Origin of the sequence: Actinophytocola glycyrrhizae, from assembly GCF_042653545.1 — a bacterium.
In the GTDB taxonomy this organism is placed as follows: domain Bacteria; phylum Actinomycetota; class Actinomycetes; order Mycobacteriales; family Pseudonocardiaceae; genus Actinophytocola; species Actinophytocola glycyrrhizae.
Genome location: NZ_JBHSIS010000003.1, coordinates 406163 through 429136, shown reverse-complemented (window position 1 = coordinate 429136; position 22974 = coordinate 406163). Strand labels below are relative to the sequence as shown.

The 22974-nt window shown below is 70.5% G+C and carries 21 protein-coding genes; 8 read left to right on the top strand and 13 right to left on the bottom strand.

Translation table 11 applies throughout. From position 1 onward, the window contains the following. The first annotated feature begins 9 nt into the window (after positions 1-9). From ACFPCV_RS08115 to ACFPCV_RS08095, 5 genes are all read left to right on the top strand, one after another. Complete coding sequence (locus ACFPCV_RS08115) at positions 10-1767, top strand: acetyl/propionyl/methylcrotonyl-CoA carboxylase subunit alpha (RefSeq protein ID WP_378055419.1); 1758 nt, start codon at positions 10-12, stop codon at positions 1765-1767. 64 nt (positions 1768-1831) lie between these two features. Continuing rightward, positions 1832-2263, top strand: coding sequence for a DUF1707 SHOCT-like domain-containing protein (locus tag ACFPCV_RS08110; protein ID WP_378055418.1), 432 nt, complete (start codon positions 1832-1834; stop codon positions 2261-2263). A 164-nt stretch (positions 2264-2427) separates the two neighbouring features. Further along, positions 2428-2781, top strand: a complete 354-nt coding sequence (locus tag ACFPCV_RS08105; RefSeq protein ID WP_378055417.1) for a PE domain-containing protein — start codon at positions 2428-2430, stop codon at positions 2779-2781. A gap of 8 nt (positions 2782-2789) precedes the next feature. Further along, a complete protein-coding gene (locus tag ACFPCV_RS08100; RefSeq protein WP_378055416.1) occupies positions 2790-4091 on the top strand; it encodes a PPE domain-containing protein in 1302 nt (433 codons plus the stop codon). Between the two features lie 7 nt (positions 4092-4098). Next, on the top strand, positions 4099-5148 hold the full coding sequence (locus ACFPCV_RS08095) for an ESX secretion-associated protein EspG (RefSeq protein ID WP_378055415.1): 1050 nt from the start codon (positions 4099-4101) through the stop codon (positions 5146-5148). A gap of 251 nt (positions 5149-5399) precedes the next feature. On the opposite strand, the gene ACFPCV_RS08090 is transcribed toward ACFPCV_RS08095, so the two are convergent. Beyond that, positions 5400-6803 carry an NAD(P)H-quinone dehydrogenase gene (locus ACFPCV_RS08090; RefSeq protein ID WP_378055736.1) on the bottom strand — a complete coding sequence of 468 codons (1404 nt, stop codon included), beginning with the start codon at positions 6801-6803 and terminating at the stop codon, positions 5400-5402. A 105-nt stretch (positions 6804-6908) separates the two neighbouring features. On the opposite strand from ACFPCV_RS08090, the gene ACFPCV_RS08085 reads away from it, so the two are divergent. Then, positions 6909-7361, top strand: a complete 453-nt coding sequence (locus tag ACFPCV_RS08085; protein WP_378055414.1) for a gamma-glutamylcyclotransferase family protein — start codon at positions 6909-6911, stop codon at positions 7359-7361. Between the two features lie 72 nt (positions 7362-7433). Here ACFPCV_RS08085 and glpK read toward each other — a convergent pair whose 3' ends face one another. Both glpK and ACFPCV_RS08075 read right to left on the bottom strand, forming a co-directional pair. Next, positions 7434-8948, bottom strand: coding sequence for a glycerol kinase GlpK (gene glpK, locus ACFPCV_RS08080; protein ID WP_378055413.1), 1515 nt, complete (start codon positions 8946-8948; stop codon positions 7434-7436). 17 nt (positions 8949-8965) lie between these two features. Continuing rightward, complete coding sequence (locus ACFPCV_RS08075) at positions 8966-9712, bottom strand: MIP/aquaporin family protein (protein WP_378055735.1); 747 nt, start codon at positions 9710-9712, stop codon at positions 8966-8968. A gap of 182 nt (positions 9713-9894) precedes the next feature. On the opposite strand from ACFPCV_RS08075, the gene ACFPCV_RS08070 reads away from it, so the two are divergent. After that, the gene (locus ACFPCV_RS08070) at positions 9895-11622 is read left to right on the top strand and encodes a glycerol-3-phosphate dehydrogenase/oxidase (RefSeq protein WP_378055412.1); all 1728 of its coding nucleotides are present in this window, start codon (positions 9895-9897) and stop codon (positions 11620-11622) included. Positions 11623-11912: 290 nt separating this feature from the next. Here the strand turns inward: ACFPCV_RS08070 and ACFPCV_RS08065 are convergent, their stop codons facing one another. Continuing rightward, positions 11913-13091: a hypothetical protein gene (locus tag ACFPCV_RS08065; RefSeq protein ID WP_378055734.1), complete on the bottom strand. Its 1179-nt coding sequence runs from the start codon at positions 13089-13091 to the stop codon at positions 11913-11915. 261 nt (positions 13092-13352) lie between these two features. Between ACFPCV_RS08065 and ACFPCV_RS08060 the strand changes: the two genes are divergently transcribed. Continuing rightward, entirely contained in the window at positions 13353-14453 is a 1101-nt protein-coding gene (locus tag ACFPCV_RS08060) for an adenosine deaminase (RefSeq protein WP_378055411.1), read from the top strand. A gap of 47 nt (positions 14454-14500) precedes the next feature. On the opposite strand, the gene ACFPCV_RS08055 is transcribed toward ACFPCV_RS08060, so the two are convergent. From ACFPCV_RS08055 to deoC, 9 genes are all read right to left on the bottom strand, one after another. Beyond that, entirely contained in the window at positions 14501-15802 is a 1302-nt protein-coding gene (locus ACFPCV_RS08055) for a primosomal protein (RefSeq protein ID WP_378055410.1), read from the bottom strand. A gap of 78 nt (positions 15803-15880) precedes the next feature. Then, positions 15881-16369, bottom strand: a complete 489-nt coding sequence (locus tag ACFPCV_RS08050; RefSeq protein WP_378055409.1) for a YbaB/EbfC family nucleoid-associated protein — start codon at positions 16367-16369, stop codon at positions 15881-15883. Then, complete coding sequence (locus tag ACFPCV_RS08045; protein WP_378055408.1) at positions 16366-16776, bottom strand: YbaB/EbfC family nucleoid-associated protein; 411 nt, start codon at positions 16774-16776, stop codon at positions 16366-16368. Before ACFPCV_RS08045 ends, ACFPCV_RS08050 begins: the two co-directional genes overlap by 4 nt. Before the next feature lie 56 nt (positions 16777-16832). Continuing rightward, positions 16833-17837: a hypothetical protein gene (locus ACFPCV_RS08040; RefSeq protein WP_378055407.1), complete on the bottom strand. Its 1005-nt coding sequence runs from the start codon at positions 17835-17837 to the stop codon at positions 16833-16835. After that, the gene (locus ACFPCV_RS08035; RefSeq protein ID WP_378055406.1) at positions 17834-18934 is read right to left on the bottom strand and encodes a C40 family peptidase; all 1101 of its coding nucleotides are present in this window, start codon (positions 18932-18934) and stop codon (positions 17834-17836) included. The genes ACFPCV_RS08040 and ACFPCV_RS08035 overlap by 4 nt, the downstream gene beginning before the upstream one ends. Then, on the bottom strand, positions 18931-19290 hold the full coding sequence (locus tag ACFPCV_RS08030) for a hypothetical protein (RefSeq protein ID WP_378055405.1): 360 nt from the start codon (positions 19288-19290) through the stop codon (positions 18931-18933). The genes ACFPCV_RS08035 and ACFPCV_RS08030 overlap by 4 nt, the downstream gene beginning before the upstream one ends. 103 nt (positions 19291-19393) lie before the next feature. Next, a complete protein-coding gene (locus ACFPCV_RS08025; RefSeq protein WP_378055404.1) occupies positions 19394-20260 on the bottom strand; it encodes an aldehyde dehydrogenase family protein in 867 nt (288 codons plus the stop codon). After that, complete coding sequence (locus tag ACFPCV_RS08020) at positions 20253-21680, bottom strand: aldehyde dehydrogenase family protein (protein ID WP_378055403.1); 1428 nt, start codon at positions 21678-21680, stop codon at positions 20253-20255. The genes ACFPCV_RS08025 and ACFPCV_RS08020 overlap by 8 nt, the downstream gene beginning before the upstream one ends. 1 nt (position 21681) lies before the next feature. After that, positions 21682-22650, bottom strand: a complete 969-nt coding sequence (gene deoC, locus ACFPCV_RS08015; RefSeq protein WP_378055402.1) for a deoxyribose-phosphate aldolase — start codon at positions 22648-22650, stop codon at positions 21682-21684. Positions 22651-22974: the final 324 nt, after the last annotated feature.

The window sequence follows — 22974 nt, the reverse complement described above, 5'->3', positions numbered from 1 at the left end:
AGTAAGGGCGTGCCCCAGCTCAGCAAGATCCTGATCGCCAACCGCGGTGAGATCGCCGTCCGGGTCATCCGTGCGTGCCGGGACGCCGGCCTGCCGAGTGTGGCGGTCTACGCCGACCCCGATCGGGACGCGTTGTTCGTCCGGTTGGCGGACGAGGCGTTCGCGCTCGGCGGTTCGACGGCGGCCGAGAGCTACCTGGACATCGGCAAGCTGCTGGACGTGGCGGCCCGCTCCGGCGCGGACGCGGTGCACCCCGGCTACGGGTTCCTTTCCGAGAACGCCGAGTTCGCGCAGGCCGTGCTGGACGCGGGCCTGACCTGGATCGGGCCGGACCCCCAGGCCATCCGCGACCTCGGTGACAAGGTGACCGCGCGGCACATCGCCACCAGGGCCGGTGCCCCGCTGGTGCCGGGCACGAAGGAGCCGGTGGACGGACCGGAGGAGGTCGTGGCGTTCGCGGAGGAGCACGGCCTGCCGGTGGCGATCAAGGCCGCGTTCGGTGGCGGCGGGCGCGGGCTGAAGGTGGCGCGGACGCTGGCGGAGATCCCGGAGCTGTTCGACTCCGCGGTGCGCGAGGCGGTGGCGGCGTTCGGGCGCGGCGAGTGCTTCGTCGAGCGCTACCTCGACCAGCCCAGGCACGTCGAGGCGCAGGTCCTGGCCGACCGGCACGGCAACGTGGTCGTGGTCGGCACGCGGGACTGCTCGCTGCAGCGGCGGCACCAGAAGCTGGTGGAGGAGGCGCCCGCGCCGTTCCTGACCGACGAGCAGCGCGCGGAGATCCACTCGTCGGCGAAGGCGATCTGCAAGGAGGCCGGCTACTCCGGTGCCGGCACCGTCGAGTACCTGGTCGGCAAGGACGGCACGATCTCGTTCCTGGAGGTCAACACCAGGTTGCAGGTCGAGCACCCGGTGTCGGAGGAGACCGCCGGGGTCGACCTGGTGCGTGAGCAGTTCCGCATCGCCGCGGGCGAGAAGCTGCGGTTCACCGCCGATCCCGAGCCGCGCGGCCACTCGATCGAGTTCCGGATCAACGGTGAGGACGCGGGCCGCAACTTCCTGCCCGCGCCGGGTGTGGTGACGCGGTTCGTGCCGCCGGACGGGCCAGGCGTGCGGGTGGACACCGGCGTCGAGTCGGGCACGGTGATCGGCGGCCAGTTCGACTCGCTGCTCGCGAAGGTGGTCGTGACCGGCGCGACCCGCGAGGAGGCCATCGAACGGTCCCGGCGCGCGCTGGACGAGATGGTCGTCGAGGGCATGGCGACCGTGCTCCCCTTCCACCGGGTGATCGTCCGCGACCCGGCCTACGTCGGCGACGGCACGTCGTTCTCGGTCCACACGCGGTGGATCGAGACCCAGTTCGACAACCGGATCGAGCCGTTCACCGCCACCGAGGAACTGCCCGAGCAGGGCGACCGGCAGACCGTGGTGGTCGAGGTCGGCGGGCGGCGGCTGGAGGTGTCGCTGCCAGAGGGCTTCGCGACGGCCCCGGCCGCGACCGGGCAGAAGGCCAAGCCCCGCAAGCGGGCCGGCGGCAAGGCGGCCGCGGCTTCCGGCGACGCGGTGGCCGCCCCCATGCAGGGCACCATCGTGAAGATCGCGGTCGAGGACGGCCAGACCGTCGAGGCCGGTGACCTCATCGTGGTGCTGGAAGCCATGAAGATGGAGAACCCGGTCACCGCTCACAAGGCGGGCACCGTGACGGGTCTGTCCGTCGCCGCGGGCGAGACCGTCGTCCAGGGCAGCGTGCTCTGCGAGCTGAAGGACTGAGAGAACCCTCAGCTCACGACAATCGACCCGGCTGATTACACGGTTACAGACGTACGCTGGAAGGGTGAGCGACTACCAGCCCTCCGACATCCGGGTGAGTGACGCCGAGCGCGAAGAGGCCCTCGCCAAACTCGGCGAGCACATGAGCGCGGGCCGGCTGGACATCGACGAGTACGGGGAGCGGTCCGCCGAGGTGGCCACCGCCAAGACCCGGGGGCAGCTGCTCGGCCTGTTCGGCGACCTGCCCGAACCCAAGCCCGCGTTCGGCAGGCCGAAGGGCGCCGTCGCGCCCAGGCAGCGCGGGTTCGCCGAGAAAGTGGCGCCCGTCGCGATCCCCGTGGCCGCGATACTGGCCGTCGGCGTGGTGCTGGTCGTGCTCAAGATCGGGTTTTTCCTCCCCGTGCTGTTCTTCTTTCTTTTCGTGAACGGCCGCTGGCACGGCCAGGACCGAAGGCGTGACCAGCGCCGCTGGATGCGGCACGAACGCGGTTACTGACACCCGCCGAAGGCAGCGAGCCGATCGGCGGATTGCCCGACCCCACACCCCATTGCCAGACTCCGGAAAAAGATCGCACGAAATCGGGATGAACCATCGAATCCGATCATCCGTATTGGCTATGGTTGATCGACCACAGGGGATCTGGTTGGGAGGGCAACCGAGTGCCAGGTAAGCACGGGGGTGGGGGTACCCAGAACGACATCGTCAAGGTCGATCCGGACGCGGTCCCAGGGCTGCGTTCGGCGTTCGCCGACGCGCTCGCCAGGGTGGACCGCCAACTCGAGCTGGCGGAGGCGGAGCTGCGGGTGAAGGCATGGGCGAAGGACCCGGTCAGCCAGGGGGCGGCCATCCTCTTCAACGACCGGTCGGTCGAGTCGGACCGGTCCGCGGTGGACACCCTGCGTGCCTACCGCACGCAGCTGGACGCCGCGGTCCAGAACCTCGACAAGACCGCGCAGCAGTACGACAAGACGGACGGCGACAACGTCCACGGCGTCGGTAGGAACGAGGGCTGAGAGGCGACATGACTGACACCGTCACGCCTCCGGAAGGCACCCCGGCGGCCGAGGAAACCCCGGCGATCCCCGAGGAGGCGGCCCGCTGGCGCGGGTACACCCACAAGGAGCTGTACCTGATGCTCCACGACGGGCCGGGCGCCGCGGCGTCCGCGTCGCCGTCGCGCCGGTGGGAGGAGATCGCCACGACCCTCACCGAGATCGGCCAGGACCTGAAGAAGGCGCTGGACCTCACCGGCTCCGGCTGGCAGGGCAAGGCCGCGGGCGCCGCCTACGACCGGCTGTCGACCGCGGTGACGTGGGCCGACAGCACGGGCGCCTGCGCGGGACTCATGCGGACGGCCGTCGAGGACCAGGGCGACCACGTCGCCAAGGCCCGCGCCGACATGCCCGCGCCGGAAGATGTGCCGCCGGTGCAGCCCGACCCCGCGGTCGCGCCCGCCGTGCAGGTGCTCCAGACCCAGGTCGACGCCGAACCAGGCGAGGCGGCCTCGTCGGGCGCGCAGGAGCGGGCGTTCGAGGTGATGGCCGCCTACGAGACCAACACCAAGTCCACCACGGCATCGCTCGCCAGCTTCGACATGCCGCGGCAGTTGCTGCCCAACACCGGGATGCACCAGGGGCACGGCGGCGGGCTGCTCGGCATCCTGCCGACCGGCGTGGCCGGAGTGCACGGTCCCGGCCCGTCCCGGCACGACGACCGGCCCCGCCCCGACTGGCGCCACAACACCCCCCACCGCGACCCCTGGCACTCACCCACCGGCGGCTCGTCGGCGCACTACGAGGAGCCCAGGCGGCCGGTGACGCCTGCGACCCCGCCGCCGGCACCAGGCAAGACGATGGGCGTGGCCACCGGGCCGTTCCTCGCCGCGCCACGCGCGTCCGGTGGGTCGCAGGAACGGGCGGCGAAGCGGACCGCCGCCGCCCCGGCACCCGGTTCGAGCAGCGGGCACGGTCCGGTGCCACCGAAGGCGGGTTCGGCGAGCATGGCCATGGCGCCCAACGAGCTGCAGCAGGCCCAGGCCGCCGCGGCGAGCCAGGCCGCGGCGGGCGCCCACTCGGGTGCGGGTGCACCGATCGCGCCCGCGACCGGTGCGGTGAACGGTGGGCAGGAGAAGATGGCGCTGCGCCGGTTCGGCATGGAGGCCATCGGGTCGAGCCAGTGGTTCGGCGAAAACGACGACCCCGTGGTCGGCGAGAGCCCGAAGCGCCGGTTCGACCTGCGGGAGTCCGAGGTCACGGAGTCGGTCTCCATCCTGGACGAGGAACACAAGCTACCGCCCACGGTGATCGGCGAGGGCGGTCGATGATCACCGCATGACTGTCGGCGGCACGATCGGCGGAGTCGGGACCGACCCGGTGGAGATCAGCACGCTCGAGTTCGACGTGCTGTGGGAGCACTACTACGGTGACGCCCAGATTCCGCTGGTCCTGCGGGTCCCGTCACCCGGCCGCACGGACGAGGAGCGCAAGCGCATCGTCCGTGGGGTCTGGGACGCGCTCGCGGGCCGCGGCCTCGGCTCACCGGTGGACGCGCACCCCGGCCTGACCCACCTGCTGTCGCTGCTGCGCAAGCCGGACCGGGAGATCGACGGCCGACTGTGGCTCGGCGACGAGCCCCGACTCACCGGCGAGACCCAGCCCGGCAACGAGGCTCGCCTCGGCAACGAGACCCAGCCCGGCAGCGAAGCTCGCCTCGGCAACGAGACCCAGCCCGGCAACGAAGCTCGGCTCGGCAACGAGACCCAGCTCAGCGGCGAGACCCGACTCGGCAACGAGACCCAGCTCAGCGGCGAGACCCGACTCGGCAGCGAGGCTCGGCTCAGCAACGAGACCCAGGTCAGCGGCGAGACCCGACTCGGCGGTGAGGTGCGGCTGCTGGCGGCGGCCACTGGTGACGAGGCCGTGCTGGCGGTGCTGGCGAACGGGCGGCTGACGCTGCGCCCCGCGGACTCGACCGGCCTGCCGAGGTTCGCGCTGTCGGTGCTGCCGCGGAAGCAGGCCGGGCCGGGTCAGTCGATCACGCTGCCGACGGCCGACTTCGAGGCCGCGGCGAAGGCGGCGGGCAAGCAGGACGAGCTGGCGGCCGCGCTGCGCGAGCGCGGTGTGCGGGCGGGCGACGCGCGGACGCTGGCGGACATGATCGACGACATCGTCAACCGCGGCCAGTACGGCAGCGCGACCCGCGACCGGTGGGGCCGCCGCGTCCGCGCGGGCCGGGTGATCAGCTTCTTCGACACCGAAGCGGGCCGCTACCTGCAGGTCCGGCGCGAGTCCCCGGACACCGAACCGTGGACCACGATCTCCCCGGCCGCCCCCCGCCGCCTACTACAACACCTGACCGACCTACACGAAGAACCCCACTAACCCCGCGAGTCCCCGTTTCAGAACCCGCGAGTCCCCCGTTCAGGACTCGCGAGTCCCGCGTTCAAAACCGGTGAGTTCCCCGTTCGGAACCGGTGAACTGGCGGCTCGAGACGCGAGCGGTCGTGCGCGAACCGCCAACTCACCGGTCCCGAAACGGGGACTCGCGAGTCCCGAACGGGGGACTCGCGGGTTCTGAATGGGGGACTCGCGCAGTGGGGGCGGGCGGGTGAGGGTGGGTGGGTGGGTGGTGGTTAGTCCAGGTCGTCGTGGCGGATCAGGCGGCGGGCCGCTTCGGTGATCGAGCCGGCCAGGGACGGGTAGACCGAGAACGTGTGGGTCAGGTTTTCCACCGTCAGCTGGTTCTGGACGGCCAGTGCGATCGGCAGGATCAGTTCGCTCGCCGCAGGTGCCACCACCACGCCGCCCACCACCACGCCCGTCGCGGGGCGGCAGAACAGTTTCACGAAGCCCCGGTGCAGGCCTTCCATCTTGGCGCGGGCGTTCGTCGCCAGCGGCAGCATGATGGTGCGGGCCGGGACCTCGCCGGAGTCGATCGACTGCTGCGAGATGCCCACCGTCGCGATCTCCGGGTGGGTGAACACGTTCGCGGCGACGGTCTTCAGCTTGATCGGCGCGACGCCCTCGCCCAGCGCGTGCCACATCGCGATCCGGCCCTGCATGGCCGCCACCGACGCGAGCATCAGCAGCCCGGTGCAGTCACCGGCCGCGTACACGCCGGGCACGCTGGTCCGCGACACCCGGTCCACCGAGACGAACCCGCCGGGCCCGGTCGCCAGCCCGAGCTTGTCCAGCCCGATGTCCTGCGTGTTCGGCACCGACCCGACCGTCATCAGCGCGTGTGACGCCTCGACCGTGCCACCCGACTCCAGGTGCACCACCACGCCCTTGGCGGTCCGCTCCACCCGCGACGCCCGCGCGTGCTTGACCACCTCGGTGCCCCGTGCGGCGTAGACGTCCTCCAGCACGGCGGCCGCGTCGGCGTCCTCGTGCGGCAGCACCCGGTCGCGGCTGGAGATCAGCGTGACCCGCACACCCATCTCGGTGTACGCGGACACGAACTCCGCGCCCGTGACCCCCGACCCGACGACCACGAGGTGCTCCGGCAGCTCGGGCAGGTCGTAGATCTGCCGCCAGTCGAGGATGCGTTCCCCGTCGGGCACGGCGCCGGGCAACACGCGCGGGGTCGCACCGGTCGCGATGAGCACCACGTCGGCGTCGAGGACCTCCTTCGCACCGTCCGGCGACTCCGCGACGACCCGGTGCGCGGCCATCCCGGGCTTGTCGTCACAGAAGCGCGCGACACCGTTGACGACCCGCACGCCCTCGCGCTGCACGCGGTTGCGCACGTCAGCGGACTGGGCGAGCGCGAGGCCCCGCACGCGCCCGTGCACCACCGGCAGCTCGACGCCCGGCAGCTCGCTCTCGACACGAATGCCCAGCTCATCGGCGTTGTGGAAGGCCGACCGGGCGCCCGCCGACGCGATGAACGTCTTGGATGGCACGCAGTCGTACAGCACGCACGCGCCGCCGAGCCCGTCCCGTTCGACGATCGTGACGTCGGCCCCGTGCTGGGCCGCGACGAGCGCCGCCTCGTACCCCGCCGGGCCGCCACCCATGATCACGATCCGGGTCACCCGCAGCTCCCCTCTGCTCATGTGAAGGCTTTCGGGAACAAACGGTACGCGGCGCGGCGCGGCGATGTGACAGCGCATGATCCGCGGTATCGCTACGCTGTCGTCGTGCCGCTCTACGCCGCGTACGGGTCCAACATGGATCCCGCCCAGATGATGGAGCGAGCCCCGCATTCCCCGATGGCGGGTACCGGCTGGCTCGTAGGTTGGCGCCTGACCTTCGGCGGTGAGGACCTCGGCTGGGAGGGTGCGCTCGCCACGATCGTCGAGGACCCGAAGTCGCAGGTGTTCGTGGTGCTCTACGACGTGACCCAGGAGGACGAGACGCGTCTCGACCGCTGGGAGGGCTCCGAGCTGGGCCTGCACTCGAAGATCCGGCTGAGGGTCCAGACACTCGAGGGTTCGGTGCTCGCCTGGTTGTACGTCCTGGACGCCTACGAGGGGGGACTGCCCTCGGCGCGCTATCTCGGCGTGGTGTCCGACGCGGCCGAGTCCGCGGGCGCGCCCGCGGACTACGTGTCCGACCTGCGCACCAGACCGTGCACGGGCATCGGCCCCTGACGCCATGCCCTGAACGACGCTTCCGGGACACTCAGCGTCCCGGAAGCGTCTTTCAGGGCAGCCAGCCGGGCGTCAGTCGTCCGCCTCCACCCAGTCGAAGGTCCTCGTCACGGCCTTCTTCCACAGGCCGAAGGTCTTCTCGCGGGCGGCGTCGTCCATCGACGGGGTCCACTCCTTGTCCTTGGCCCAGTTGTTGCGGATGTCGTCCTCACCCGCCCAGAACCCGACGGCGAGACCGGCCGCGTACGCCGCGCCGAGCGCCGTGGTCTCCGCGACGACGGGCCGGATCACCGGCACGCCCAGGATGTCGGCCTGGAACTGCATCAGCAGCTCGTTGACCACCATGCCGCCGTCGACCTTCAGCGACTTCAGCGGCACCCCGGAGTCCGCGTTCATCGCGTCGATCACCTCGCGCGACTGGAACGCGGTCGCCTCCAGCACCGCCCGCGCCAGGTGGCCCTTGTTCACGTACCGCGTGAGGCCGACGATCGCGCCGCGCGCGTCGGACCGCCAGTACGGCGCGAACAGTCCCGAGAACGCGGGCACGAAGTAGCAGCCGCCGTTGTCGTCGACCGCGGCCGCCATGCCCTCGATCTCCGGCGCGGACGCGATCATGCCCAGGTTGTCGCGCAGCCACTGCACGAGCGACCCGGTCACCGCGATCGAACCCTCCAGCGCGTACACCGGGTCGTTCGAGCCGATCTTGTAGCAGACCGTGGTGAGCAGGCCGTTCTGCGACATCACCTTCTCCGTGCCGGTGTTCAGCAGCACGAAGTTGCCGGTGCCGTAGGTGTTCTTGGCCTCGCCGGGTGACAGGCACGCCTGCCCGAACGTCGCGGCCTGCTGGTCACCGAGGATACCCGCGATCGGCACGCCCGCCAGCGCACCGCGCTCGCGGACCCTGCCGTACTCCTCCGACGAGGACTTGATCGTCGGCAGCATCGAGAGCGGGACCTTCATGTCCGCGGCGATCGACTCGTCCCATTCCAGGGTGGACAGATCCATCAGCAGCGTGCGGGACGCGTTCGTCGGGTCGGTGACGTGCACGCCTCCCTGCGGGCCACCGGTCATGTTCCACAGGACCCAGGTGTCCATGTTGCCGAACAGCAGCTCTCCGGCCTCGGCCCGTTCCCGCGCGCCCTCGACGTTGTCGAGGATCCAGCGGATCTTGGGACCGGAGAAGTACGTCGCGAGCGGCAGCCCCGTCTTGTCCTTGTACCGGTCCTGCCCGCCGCCGAGCGCCTCGAGCTCCGCGCAGATCCGGTCGGTCCGCGTGTCCTGCCAGACGATCGCGTTGTACACCGGCTTGCCGGTGGACCTGTCCCACACGACCGCGGTCTCGCGCTGGTTGGTGATGCCGACGGCGACGACGTCCGACGCGGACAGGTCCGCCTTCGCCAGCGCGCCGGCGGCCACCTCACGGGTGTTGCGCCAGATCTCCTCCGGGTCGTGCTCGACCCAGCCCGCCTTGGGGAAGATCTGCTCGTGCTCCATCTGGTCGACCGCCACGACTTCACCCGCATGGCTGAAGATCATGCAGCGGGTGGACGTGGTGCCCTGGTCGATCGCGGCCACATAGCTCGTCATGTTGATACCTTCCTCGTTCAGGACGCGGCGGGCAGGAGCAGGTACACGAGCCCGGCCAGCACGCCACCGACGACCGGGCCGACGATCGGCACCCAGGAGTAGTTCCAGTCCGGACTGCCCTTGCCCTTGATCGGCAGCAGGGCGTAGGCGATGCGCGGACCGAGGTCACGCGCCGGGTTGATGGCGTATCCCGTCGGCCCACCGAGTGAACCACCGATGCCGACGACCACGAAGGCGACCGCCGCGTAACCAAGCGCCGAGTTGCCGAACGTCGGCACCCCGTCGTCGCCGGGCCCGGCGGCCGGGCTCAGGAGGATCCAGAACACCAGCGCGAAGGTCGCGATGACCTCGGTGACCGTGTTCCACGCGTAGTTCGGGACGGTCGGCCCGGTGGCGAAGATGCCGCGCGTGTTCGCGGGCTCGTCGTGGGTGTCGAACTGCAGCTTGTAGGTCAGCCACGCCAGCACCGCGCCGATGAACGCGCCGACGAGCTGGCCGAGCAGATAGGCGGGCACGTCCGCCCACTCGGCCTTGTCGGCCGCGGCGAGACCGAGCGTCACCGCCGGGTTGATGTGCGCTCCACTGGGGTTGGCGATGCTCGCGCCGACGAACACCGCGAAACCCCAGCCGAAGTTGATCAGGAGCCAACCGCCGCCGGAACCCAGTGTCTGTTTGAGAACGACGTTGGCCACGACACCGACACCGAGCAAGATCAGCGCGGCGGTGCCCAGCATCTCCCAGAGGAATATCTCGCCGAAGTTCAGATCCACGACCACTCCTTCGTGCCGAAGTGGTAGGCGTCCGTCGGCCTGAAGGGTGGGGCGCCGGTGCCTACCCTGAGCGAGCCCGACGCTACGGCGCACAAGGTCAACTTGTCCAGATATCGGGAGACCCGTTAGGCCGGTAGCGTGGTTCTCGTCCGGAACGTATAGGACGAGGAGGCGCCGTGACAGCGGATACCACGGGCGGTCAGCTGGGGACAGCTGAGCGTGAGGAGACCTGGCGGCGACTGGGTTCCGAGACGTTCGACCTGGTCGTGATCGGTGGCGGCGTGGTCGGGGCCGGGACGGCGCTGGACGCGGCGACGCGCGGGCTGCGCGTCGCGCTGGTCGAGGCGCGGGACCTCGCGTCCGGCACGTCGAGCAGGTCGTCGAAGCTTTTCCACGGCGGGCTGAGGTACCTGGAGCAGCTCGAGTTCGGCCTCGTGCGGGAGGCGCTGCGTGAACGCGAGCTGATGCTCACCCGGTTGGCACCCCATCTGGTGAAGCCGGTGAGTTTCCTGTACCCGCTGACACATCGGGTGTGGGAGCGCCCGTACACCGCGGCTGGGTTGTTCATGTACGACAGGATGGGCGGCGCGCGGTCCGTGCCCGGTCAGAAGCACCTGAGCCGGGCCGGTGCGCTGCGGCTGGTGCCCGCGCTGAAGCGGTCGGCGCTGATCGGCGGCATCCGGTACTTCGACGCGCAGGCCGACGACGCGCGGCACACCATGACCGTCGCGCGGACCGCGGCGCACTACGGCGCGGTGATCCGGACCTCCACGCAGGTCACGGGCTTCATCCGGGAAGCGGACCGGGTGTCCGGCGTGCGGATCCACGACGTCGAGAACAGCCGCACCCAGGAGGTGCAGGCCAACGCGGTGATCAACTGCACGGGTGTGTGGACCGACGAGCTGCAGCGGCTCTCCGGCTCGCGTGGCCGGTTCCGGGTGCGTTCGTCCAAGGGCGTGCACATCGTCGTGCCCCGCGACCGGATCGTGGCCGAGTCCGGCCTGATCCTGCGGACCGAGAAGTCGGTGCTGTTCGTCATTCCGTGGAGAAATCACTGGATCGTGGGAACGACCGACACGGACTGGAACCTCGACCTCGCCCATCCGGCGGCGACGAAGCACGACATCGACTACATCCTCGAGCACGTGAACTCGGTGCTCGCGACGCCGCTGAGGCACGAGGACATCGAGGGCGTGTACGCGGGCCTGCGGCCGCTGCTGGCCGGGGAGAGCGAGGAGACGTCGAAGCTGTCCCGTGAGCACGCGGTGGCCAGGGTGGCGCCGGGCCTGGTCGCGATCGCGGGCGGCAAGTACACCACCTACCGGGTGATGGCGGCGGACGCGGTGGACGCGGCGTCGGCCGACCTGCCGGGCAGGCTCCAGCCGTCGATCACCGACAAGGTGCCGCTGCTGGGCGCCGACGGGTACCACGCGCTGGTGAACCAGGTCGACCAGCTGGGTGCGCGGCACGGTCTGCACCCGTACCGGGTGCGGCACCTGCTCGACCGGTACGGGTCGCTGGTGCACGAGGTGCTCGCGCTGGCGGAGGGCCGCCCCGAGCTGCTGAAGCCACTGAGCGCGGCACCGGACTACCTGCAGGTGGAGGTCGTGTACGCGGCCTCGCACGAGGGCGCGCTGCACATCGAGGACACCCTGGCCCGCCGGACCCGCATCTCGATCGAGTACCCGCACCGCGGCGTCGACTGCGCACGGCAGGTGGCGGAACTGATGGCGGACGTACTGGGCTGGTCGGAGGAGACCACGAACCGCGAGGTCGAGATCTACCAGGCCCGGGTGGCAGCGGAACGCGACAGCCAGACCCAACCCGACGACCAGGCCGCGGACGCCATCCGCGCGACAGCCCCGGAAGCCCGCCCAGAACTAAAAGAACCAGAACCAGCCTGACCCACCCCCCACCAAACCCCACCAAAACCCGCGAGTCCCCGGTTCAGGACTCGCGAGTCCCCCGTTCAGAACTCGCGAGTCCCCCGTTCAAGACTCGCGAGTCCCCGGTTCAAGACTCGCGAGTTCCCCGTTCGTGACCGCGAGTGCCTTGTGCTGGTCGGTTCCGGCGACGACACCGATCCGGCATTCACCGGCTGCGGCGCCCGGCCAGGACCGATGAGTGCCTTCCGGTCCAGACGAGACAAAGCAAGGCCCCCACCGCGTTGCGATGGGGGCCTTGCGGACCAGGCTCAGCTCGGGACGTCGGCCTCGTCGTGGTCGTCGTTCCTCGGGGTGTTCTTCTGCACCTTGCCGTTGCGGCGGCGCGCGGTCTGGCGCGGCAGCGTGGCGGGCGGGCGCGGCGGCTGCCCGCCGCCGCCCATCATCAACTCCGCGAACGTGGCCATGGCCTCGTCCAGGTGGCCGCCGATGCGGCGCTCCGACTCCTCGTTGCTCTTCTGCACCAGCGACACCACCGACTCGGTGTCCGGCTGCTTGGTGACGGTGCCCTCGACCTTCGCGAGGCTCGCGGACAGCGTCTTGCCCATCTCGGCGATCTTGTCGGTGAAGCCGTCCTCGACCGCGTCGAGCCTGCTGGTCATGCCGTCCAGGCGGCCGGTGACCTGCTCAAGGCGCACCGCGAGCTCCTCGAGCCGCTCGGTGCCGTCGACCGTCGTCTTCGTCTCGTCGATCGAGTCCTGCAGCGCCTTGCGGGTCGCCTCGACCTTCATCGACAGCGACGTGGACTTCTGGTCCACGTTCGCGTGCAGGCCCTCCGCCGCCTCGGCCACCTTGCCCTGCACGGTCTCCGAAGCGTCGGCGACCGTCTGGTGGACGCTGTCGCGGGTCGCGTCGAGCTGGCCGCGGACCGCGGCGTCGACCTCGTCGATGCGGCCGCGCACGGTGTTCTCGACGCCCTCGACCCGCTCGCGCAGCGTGCTCTCCGCCGCGTCGATGCGCTCGCGCACCGGGCCGGTCACGTTGCCCGGCAGTGCGTCGAGCTTCGCGTCCTGCTTGTCGAGGTGCTTGTCGACGTGCGCGTCGAGCTCGTCGATGCGGCGGTGGATGCTCGCGAGCTTGTCCTCGAGCCCGTCCATCCGGCCCGCGACACCCTCGAACCGGCCGGCCATGCCGTCGAGCCTGCCGTCCAGCTGCGCGAACGGCGTGGCCAGCTTGTCCACGATGCCCTCGACGGCACGGGTCAGCGCGGCCAGCGCGGTGTCCTGCGCCTCGAGCTTGGCCATCGCGTCCTCGACGCGCGACGCGAGTGCGGTGACCTCGGTGCGGTCCGGCAGTTCGGACAGCCGCTTGCGGACCGCCCCGATGGACTCCAGGGGTGACAGCCTGGCGTGGATCTCGTCCAGCGTGTCGAAGATCTGCTGCTGTTCGCTCTCACGGATCTCGGCCGCGCGCACCAACATGTTGCGCATCCGGTCGAACGACACCGTCGAGTTGTTGTTCTCGTTCACGGAGGTGACCTTCGTCGTGGGGAGGGGCAGGGCCGACTTCTGCGAGCCTAGCCACTCCCAGAACGCGTCCATACACCACCCGTTAGTTCGTAGCAGGCCCAAAACGTGACTGTTGGGCCGATCGGACTATGGCCACGGCGCGAATGCCACGGCCGGGCATGACCTTACGTGGTGCTTTGGTTACCCGATCGAATGACACCACCCGCCGAGTACCGTTGCACCATGTCGAGCATGAACCCCGTTCCGGTGACCCCGGAGGCCATCAGGTCCGCGCCAAAAGTTCTCCTTCATGATCACCTGGACGGTGGCCTCCGGCCCGCCACGGTGATCGAGCTGGCGGAGGCGAACGGCTACCGCGAGCTCCCCACCAGCGACGTCGGCGAACTCGGCCGCTGGTTCTCCGAGGCCGCCGACTCGGGTTCGCTCGTGCGCTACCTCGAGACGTTCGCGCACACGTGCGGGGTCATGCAGTCGACCGACGCACTCGTCCGGGTGGCAGCCGAGTGCGCGGAGGACCTCGCGGCGGACGGTGTCGTCTACGCCGAGGTGCGTTACGCGCCGGAGTTGTTCTGTGAGAACGGGCTCAGTCTCGACACGATCGTGGAAGCAGTGCAGGAAGGCTTCCGCGTCGGCACCGCTCGTGCGCTGGAGTCGGGCCGCCGGATCCGGATCGGCACGCTCCTGTGCGCCATGCGGCAGAACGCGCGCTCGCTGGAGATCGCCGAGCTCGCCGTGCGCCACCGCGACACGGGCGTGGTCGGCTTCGACATCGCGGGCCCGGAGGCCGGGTTCCCGCCCACGCGCAACCTGGACGCGTTCGAGTACCTGCGGCAGCAGAACGCGCACTTCACGATCCACGCGGGCGAGGCGTTCGGCCTGCCGTCGATCTGGGAGGCCCTCCAGCACTGCGGTGCGGAGCGGCTCGGGCACGGCGTGCGGATCGTGGACGACATCAAGGTCGACGACGACGGCACCGTGCACCTGGGCAGGCTCGCGAGCTACGTCCGCGACCGCCGCATCCCGCTGGAGATGTGCCCGTCGTCCAACGTGCAGACCGGTGCGGCACCGTCGATCGCGGAGCACCCGATCGGGTTGCTCACGAAACTGCGCTTCCGGGTGACCGTCAACACCGACAACCGGCTCATGTCGGGCTGCTCGATGTCCTCGGAGATGGCCACGCTCGTGGACCAGTTCGGCTACGGCTGGGCCGACCTGCAGTGGTTCACGATCAACGCGATGAAGTCCGCGTTCATCGGGTTCGACGAGCGGCTCGCGATCATCAACACCATCATCAAGCCGGGTTACGCCGCGCTGACGAGCTGACACGACAAAGGGGCCCCGTCGGGTGACGGGGTCCCTTTCGTGTCTGCCTACTTGATGTCGAGGCGCTCCTCGAAGTCGCTCACCAGCTTGCGCCAGGCCTCGACCTCCGCGTCGAACGGCGGGCTCGGCGCAAGCCGCGTCGGGTCGGGCCGCAGCACGAACGAGACCAGCCAGCCGAGGCTCTCCGACTGGGCCAGCGCCTCGGACACGCTCTTGTCGCCCGCCCAGTCCGCCGCGTCGTTCAGCAGTTCGACGGCGAGGTCGAGCTGGACCGGGTCGACCGCGTCCGGGCCCTCCTCGATGTCCTCGGCGAGGCCGTTCACCACGTAGGTGTTGTCGGTCTCGACGTCGATCTCGAGGCTGCCGTCGGTCGCCCTGGTCGCGACGTCGTCCCACGTGGAGACCTCGGCGAGGTCGTTGTCCTCGTTCACGGACTGGGCGATGTGCTTGGCCAGCGCGCGCGGCGACTTGGTGACCGAGATCTTGCCCTTGGCGCCGAGGAAGATCGGCTCGTCGTCGAGGTAGCAGCGCAGCGTGTAGTACTCCGCCTCCGCCGTGATGATCTTGATGGGGTCGATGCCCACCTCGGCCCAGAACCCGGCCGGCTCCGGTTCGACGTCCTCGTCGGCGGCGTCCTCGTCCTCGTCGGCGTCCTCGGCCACGTCCTCCGCGTCGTCCTTTTTGGACTCTTCCTCGACGTCGTCGGCGTCCTCGGCGTCCAGCGCGCTCTCCGCCTCCGCCGACTCGGCCTGGAAGGCCGCCAGCTCGTCGGTGGTCTCGTCCAGCGTCGCCTTGTCGACGTCCGGGACCACGACGACCTCGTCGATCGCGTCCAGCACCTCGTCCCACCGCTCCGAGATGGTCTCGGCGAGGTCGGTCCAGAGCTTCTCGCCCTCACGGCCGGTGAACGGGAACGTGCCCTGTTCCAGCACGGCGAACCCGGCGGCCGAGTTCAGCACCGCGTGCACGTCGTCCAGCTCGCACACGTCGGCGAGCGACCGGACGATCGAGATGATGTCGGCGAGCTCGCCGATCGTCCACGTGTCCGGCTCCTCCGCGGCCAGCTCGGGCACACCGACGAGGTCATAGGTGTGTGCCTCGTCCGGCAGCAGCTCCGGCACCGACAGCTCGGGCACGACGTCCCACGCCGGGTGGTCGGCGAGGTCGTGCTCGTCGACGGTGCGGACGAACGCGGCGAGGTGGGCGGCGTCCGGGAACGCGTACAGGTCCTCCTCGTGGCCGAGGAAGGCCTCCCACTCCTCGCCGTCCTCCCGCCAGCGCGGCGCCCACAGTGTGACGACATCGCCCTGGGGCAGGCCGAGCTCGATCGAGACGATGTCCTGGGACATTGCTGGACCTCCAGGTCAGGCAATCCGTGGGGCACTCAGAACGACGGGAAGCCTACGTGGTCGGGGAAACTGGGTGGATCACCGGTCGGACCGTAGCGATGACGGGTCGAAGGAGTCGAGTTCATCGGATGAATCCGGGCCTTTCGCCCCGACCCGTTTCTCGCGTCGGGACTGGAACTCCTCGGCCGTGATGCCCTCGTCACCCGGCCGCCGCGCGGGGGCCGCCCGGCCGGACAGCTGCTCCAGCGCGTAGGTCAGGTTGTCGCCGAGCAGCAGCGCGACCTTGTTGTAGCCGGACTGCGTCGCGTCGTCCATGGCGACCGCGGCGACCTTCACGATCAGCCGCGCGAGCCCGTCGGGCCCGTAGCGCGCGGCCTCCTGCGCCAGCCGGAGGCGCACGAGCCTGCCCCGCCCGTCGACGGTCACCTCGACGGTGCCGTTGCGGTCGTGCGCGGTGCCGGTGACCGTCGCCAGCACCTCGTCCACTTTGGACAGGGCTTCCTGTCTGGCCCGCCCGTCCTCGATCATCTGCCGCGTGCTGCGGTCGAGCGGCTCGCGTTCGATCACCGCCTGCTCCCGCGGTGCTTGAGCGGGTCGGAGAAGTCGACCTCGGCGGCGTCCTCGTCGTCGTCCACCGGCACGTACCCCAGCGACTCGAGGTGCTTCTCGCCCCGTTCGCCCAGCACCGGCGCCAGCGTCTTGTACATGTTGCTGCCCGCGCGCCGGGTCGCCCGGTCGGCGAGCGAGGTGATGTTGCGGGCCAACGTCTCCATGTCCCCCGACACGGCGCCGGGCGAGAGCCGCAGCCCGGTCAGCAGCCCGCCGGGCGCAACCTCGACCTCGATGCCGCCATCGGGCGAACTGGCCTTGCCCGTCACGCGACCGACCCGCGCGACCTGCTCCTGCGCCCGCTCGCCAGCCTGCGCCACGTTGCGGTCCACCGCCGCCAACTCGTGGTCGATGTCGATCTCCACGACCCCTCCTGATCCCCGGTACCGCACAAGTGTGCCCGAAAGGTCCGACAAGCGCGCTAATGTGCCGGAACTCGGGGTGCGCGCCCGTCCGCGAGCAGTGCCGGGCGCAGGTCCAGCCACGGCCGCATCGCGTCGGCGAGAGCCGGGTCGGTGAGATGCGTGAGGCCCTGGCCCACCGCGTGGATCTGGTTGCGCAGCACGCGGTCCGACCGCAGGTCACCGCCGGGCGGGACGTGCGCGAGCCAGCGGGTGGTGGCCTCGTCGGTCGAACCGGCGGGGACGCCCTTGCCGTGTGCGCGGACCAGTACGGCGATCTCGGCGAGGGCGGCCTCCGCGACCGTGCACACGGCGCGTTCGGCGGCCTCCCGGTGCAGCGCGACCACCGGCTCGTGCACCTTGGCCTTCCGCTGCACCATGTTGGTGAGGCAGCCCCACCAGTCCCTGCGCACCTCGGGCGGCTCGTCGACCGGGTCGTGCGCGTCCAGCCACGCCGACCGCCCGGTCGCCAGCAGCTGTCGTGCGTACCCGGCGAACTCCAGTTCCCTGCCCATGTTCCGGTGCCACGGCCACCACGGCTGCGGACCCAGCATCTTGAGCACGGTGCCGGGCGGGTCCGGCTCCCCGGCTCTGTCCGGGGCGACGGCCAGCACGTGCAGGTCCGAAACCGGGGACCAGTAGGCGACGCGGTTCTCGTCGGGGTCGGGCACCTGCCGCAGCGGGTGACCGACGGCGGTGGTCGCGGCCAGCAGGTCCTCGACGTGCACGCGGGCCGGGAAATCGCCGTACCGCGCCACCAGCGGCGACTCCACCTGTTCCTTGTCCGCGAGGAGGCCGAGCCGGTGGGCCTGGGCACCGAAGTAGGTGGCGGTCCAGGTGTCCCCGCCGTGCCACCGCTGCCAGCCGAACTCCACCAGCCCCGCGTCGGTGACCAGCGAGTTCGGGTACGCCGACGCGTGGGTCAGCTCGAACACCGCCTCGACCTCGGCCATGGTGCTCGTGTGGTCGAGCCCCAGCACGGTGCCGGTGACCGCCAGGTCCACGAAGAACGCGAGTTCTGTCATCCGGTGGGACGGTAGAAGCCCACGAACGGCATGCCCGAGTTGGTGGTGCGCAGCGGGCCGACCTGGACCGGGTCACCGGCCTCGACGATCTGTCCGTTGCCGATGTACATCGCCACGTGGCCTTCCCAGCAGACCAGGTCGCCGGGCAGCAGCTGGTCCGCGGACGGGACCTCCGCGCCGATGTCCTGTTCGCGGGAGGTACGCGGGATGTCCAGGCCCGCCTCGCCGTACGCGTACTGGGTCAGGCCGCTGCAGTCGAGGCCGACGCCGGGTGCGGTGCCGCCCCACACGTACGGCACGCCCAGCTGGCCCAGTGCGGCGCGGACGGCCTTCGCCGCCGTCTCGTTCGGGGCCATGACCGTGCTGCCGTCCGGCAGGTTCACCGCGACGCCCGTGCCGGGCTGTGGCGGGATCGCGACCGGGAGGCGTTTCTTGGTGACGACGCCACCACCGCCCCCGCCACCGCCACCGCTGTCTCCGCCGCCACCACCGCCGCCGCCGCCATTGCTGTTGTAGGCGGCGGGCGGGTTGTTGCTCTCCGCGCCGGCGGGGGTGGTGGCGCCGCCGCCGTCGAGGCGGGCCACGACGCCGGTCAGCTGCGTCATGACGGCTTCGAGGTTCGTGCTGCTCTCGCCGCTCACCTGGGCCCCGAGCCGGATCAGCTCGGAGATCTTGGCCTGCGCGCCCGCGTGGTCACCGGCCGCGCGCAGCGCGGACGCGGCCGACAGCAGCTCCGCGGCCTTGTCCATGAAGTTGTCGATGAGCTGCTGGTTGGTGTTCTGGCCGACCTTGAGGATGCCCGCCGCGTCGCGCACCGCGGTCTGGACCTCCGCGCTGTACTCGCTGATGTCCTTGGTGGTGGTGCTCATCGTGCGGGCGTCCGCGGCCTGCCGGTCCGCCGAACCGCCGGTCCAGCCGTACTGCAGGGTCTGGACCTGGCTGCCCGCGTCCGAGTCGTAGGTGTACAGCGCGTTCTGGACGTTGCCGTGTGCCTGGCCGACGCCCTCGATCGCGCCGTCGTCGGTCGCGAGCTGGCGCTGCGCGTCGGCGGCGGGCTGGACGAGCGGGGCGACGAGCGGGACGGTCGTGGGGCTCATGCCATCTCACCCGTCGCCCGCCGCACCCGCCTGCCTGCCTCGTCCTCGATGTCGACGTAGTTCGTCCACGTCCGGCCGACCGCGTCCGCCATGGAGCTGGTGTTGCCCGCGAGGCCGTTCACGCGGTCGAGCTGGCTCTGCGTCGCGTTGCGGATGGCGTCGGCCAGCCCCACCTCGTTGCCGACCCGCGAGAACACGTTGCCGTCCAGCGACGTGTGCGCGCCGAGGTCGTTGCCCGTCGCCCGGTTCAGGTCGTCGGCCAGCGGCCGGTACCCCTTGGCGAAGGCCGCGAAGGCGCCCTCCTCCGCGTCGTAACCCGGCGGCGGCGGTGGCAGCGGCTCGTCGTGGTTCGTCATCTGGTCCCCTCCTGACAGCTCGGACGCACACCAGCCCCCGGTGGCTCCCGCCAACTCGAAAGAGTAGGTCAACAAGCCCCCGACATGCGGGTGAATCCGCCAATCACACCCCCATCGGATGCCAGACGGTCTTCGTCTCGACGAACGCGCGCAGCCGGGAGATGTCCGGTTGCGCGGTCCAGTCCGGCTCGGTGGCCCTGGCCCGCAGCACCCGCTTGACCGTCTCGGCCGCGGCGCCCTCCAGCTCGGCCCGCATCGCCTCCGGTGCGCCCGCGAGGTCGAGCGCGTTGACGTCGGCGTGCGAGGCGAGCCACGGCGCGAGCTCCGCGGTGCGGCCGGTGACGATGTTGACCACCCCGCCGGGCACGTCCGAGGTGGCGAGCACCTCGGACAGGGTGATCGCGGGCAGCGGCCGTTCCTGCGAGGTGATCACGACCGCGGTGTTGCCGGTGGCGATCACCGGCGCGACCACGCTGACGAGCCCCAGCAGCGACGAGGACTGCGGCGCGAGCACGCCGACGACACCGGTCGGCTCCGGCACCGAGAACGAGAAGTACGGCCCTGCCACCGGGTTCGACGCGCCGAGCACGGTCGCGATCTTGTCGGTCCAGCCCGCGTACCACACCCACCTGTCGATCGCCGCGTCCACAGTGGACTGCGCTTTCTTGGTGGCGACGCCTTCGCTGGCCGCGGTTTCCGCGATGAACTGCTCGCGCCTGCCCTCCAGCAGTTCCGCCACCCGGTACAGCACCTGGCCGCGGTTGTACGCGGTGGCCCTCGCCCAGCCGCCGAACGCCTTGCGCGCGGCCACGACCGCCTCGCGGACGTCCTTGCGGGACCCCTGCGCCGCGTTGGCGAGAAAGCCGCCCTTGTTGTCGCGCACCGGGTAGGAGCGGCCCGACTCGGAACGCGGGAACGCGCCGCCGATGTAGAGCTTGTAGGTCTTCGCTACGGAGAGACGGTCAGACATCGAGGTATGCCTCCAGTCCCGTGCGGCCGCCCTCGCGGCCGAACCCGGACTCCTGGTAGCCGCCGAACGGCGCGGTCGGGTCGAAGCGGTTGAACGTGTTGGCCCACACCACACCGGCGCGGAGCTGGTTCGCCATCCAGAGGATCCGCGAGCCCTTCTCCGTCCAGATGCCCGCGGACAGGCCGTAGGGCGTGTTGTTGGCCTTCGCGACGGCCTCGTCCGGGGTGCGGAACGTCAGCACCGACAGCACCGGCCCGAAGATCTCCTCGCGGGCGATCCGCATGGCCTGGCTGACGCCGGAGAACACGGTCGGCGCGAAGAAGAAACCCTTGTCCGGCAACGGACACGGGCTCACCCACTTCTCGGCGCCCTCGCTCTCGCCGGACTCGACGAGCTCGGTGATCCTCGTGAGCTGGTCACGCGAGTTGATCGCACCGACGTCGGTGTTCTTGTCCAGCGGGTCACCGATCCGCAGCGTCGAGACGCGGGCGTGCAGCTTCTCGACCAGCTCGTCGGCGATCGACTCCTGCACCAGCAGCCGCGAGCCCGCGCAGCAGACGTGCCCCTGGTTGAAGAAGATGCCGTTGACGATGCCCTCGACGGCCTGGTCGAGCGGCGCGTCGTCGAACACCACGTTGGCCGCCTTGCCACCCAGCTCCAGCGTGAGCTTCTTGCCCTTGCCCGCGAGCGAGCGCTGGATGAGCTTGCCGACGTCGGTGGAACCGGTGAACGCGACCTTGTCGACACCCGCGTGCCCGACCAGTTCGGCGCCGACGTCACCGGCGCCGGGCAGGATGTTCACCACGCCAGGCGGCAGCTCGGCCTGCTGGATGATCTCGGCGAGCACCAGCGCGGTCAGCGGGGTGGTCTCGGCCGGCTTGAGCACGACGGTGTTGCCGCAGGCCAGCGCTGGTGCGATCTTCCACGCCGCCATCAGCAGCGGGAAGTTCCACGGGATGACCTGACCGGCGACACCAAGCGGCTTCGGGTCCGGCCCGAGGCCCGCGTAGCCGAGCTTGTCGGCCCAGCCCGCGTGGTAGAAGAAGTGCGCGGACGCGGTCGGGACGTCGACGTCCCGCGACTCCCTGATCGGCTTGCCGTTGTCGAGGCTCTCCAGTACCGCCAGCTCACGCGCGCGCTCGGCGATCATGCGGGCGATCCGGTAGATGTACTTGGCGCGTTCGGCGCCCGGCATCCTGCCCCACACCCGGTCGTAGGCGCGGCGGGCGGCCTTGACGGCGCGGTCCACGTCGTTCTTGTCGGCCGTGCCGACCTCGGCCAGCACCTCCTCGGTGGCCGGGTTGACCGTCTTCAGCGGCTCACCGGCGCCGTCGACGAACTCGCCGTCGAGGAACATCCGGTAGCTGGGCTTGAGGTTCGCGATGTCCCTGCTCTCGGGAGCGGGCGCGTATTCCCACATGTCAGTCCACCGTCACGTAGTCAGGGCCGCTGTAGTGGCCGTCGAGCTGGGCACGCCGCTGCATCAGCAGGTCGTTGAGCAGGCTGGACGCACCGAAGCGGAAGAGTTCCGGGGTGAGCCATTCCGGGCCGGCGACCTCGTTGACCGCGACCAGGTAGCGGATCGCGTCCTTGGTGTTGCGGATCCCGCCCGCGGACTTCACGCCCCGGTGCTCGCCGGTCTGGGTGTGCCAGTCGCGGACGGCCTGCAGCATCACGTGGGTGACGGGCAACGTCGCGGCCGGGCTCACCTTGCCGGTGGAGGTCTTGATGAAGTCGCCGCCCGCGAGCAACGCCAGCCAGGAGGCGCGGCGCACGTTGTCGTAGGTGACCAGCTCACCGGTCTCGAGGATGACCTTGAGGTGCGCGGCGCCGCAGGCCTGTTTCACGGCCACGATCTCGTCGAAGACCCGGCCGTACTGTCCCGAGAGGAACGCGCCCCGGTCGATCACCATGTCGACCTCGGTCGCACCGCTCTCCACCGCGAACCGGGTGTCGGCGAGCTTGATGTCGAGCGTCGACCGTCCCGACGGGAACGCCGTGGCGACACTGGCCACGTCGATGCCGGTGCCCGCGGTCGCCTTCGCCGCGGTCGCCACCATGTCGGGGTAGACACAGACCGCCGCGACCTTCGGGACGTCCGGCCGTTCGGGATCGGGGCGGCGCGCCTTCGCGCACAGCGAACGGACCTTGCCCGCCGTGTCGGCGCCTTCGAGCGTGGTCAGGTCGACCATGCCGATCGCGGTGTCGATGGCCTGCAGTTTCGAGGCCTTCTTGATGCTGCGGGTGGCGAGGCCCGCCGCCCGCTGCTCGACGCCGACCTGGTCCACGCCCGGTAGCCCGTGGAGGAACCGCCGCAGGGACATCTCGTCCCGAGTCGCGTCGGCAAGCGCGGGCGGTAACCCGGTGCTCGCCGTTGAGGGTGCTGCCATGCGCCCGAGTCTAGGCGGCACCCCCGCCCGGGACCGCCCGGTCGAGCCGGGTTGTCCACAGGTCGGGGAGTTGTCCACAGGCAGGACCCGCGAGCCGGTTTCCGTCGGTGCCCCCCGGTAGACTGGCACGGCGGGACGCCCCCGGGATCGGGTGGGGGTTGCGTTCCGGCCGGTTCGCGGATTTGCGGAGTCCGGCGAAGGCAGGCGAGGTTGGCTTCGCGGAGCCTGGTGCAGCGATTCGAGGCGTTCGCCGATGTCCCGAAAGGCGCTTTCGGGACGTTGAGTGCCCCGAAAGCGCCTTTCAGGACATGGCACTACGGCCGC